General features: G+C 45.6%; 1 pseudogene. It reads right to left on the bottom strand.

The window, feature by feature from the left end:
• Positions 1–340: pseudogene (locus AB4585_RS22570) on the bottom strand (bifunctional aspartate transaminase/aspartate 4-decarboxylase); the annotation flags it as partial.

The following is a 340-nucleotide window of genomic DNA, read 5'->3' as shown; positions in this document are numbered from 1 at the left end:
ATTAGCTCGTACTCGTGGTGAGTAAGGTTCGCTAGTGATACACGTACTGATGCGTGTACTGTGTCGAAACCTTTACCAGGTAGTAAGATTACGCCGGTTTCGTGAGCAAGACGGAATAGGAAGTCTTTACCTTTCTCGTTAGCTTTGAACCAGTCGACAAACTCTTGACCGTAAAGTTTGCCACCTAGCGTGTCTAGCTCTAGTAGTGTGTAGTAATCCACACGGTCTTTGTTCTCTTCGATTGCTACACCCATGTTTTTGTAAAGCGTTGTGTAGCGCTCACGGATGATGCGTTTACAAGCGGCTTTGTAGCGACCTTCTGAGTCCATTAGACAAGTTA

The organism is Vibrio sp. 10N.222.49.C9 (genome assembly GCF_041474985.1).
Taxonomy (GTDB): Bacteria; Pseudomonadota; Gammaproteobacteria; order Enterobacterales; family Vibrionaceae; genus Vibrio; species Vibrio crassostreae_C.
Note: the sequence above shows the minus strand (reverse complement) of the source record. Positions and strands in the feature narration are given on the sequence as shown.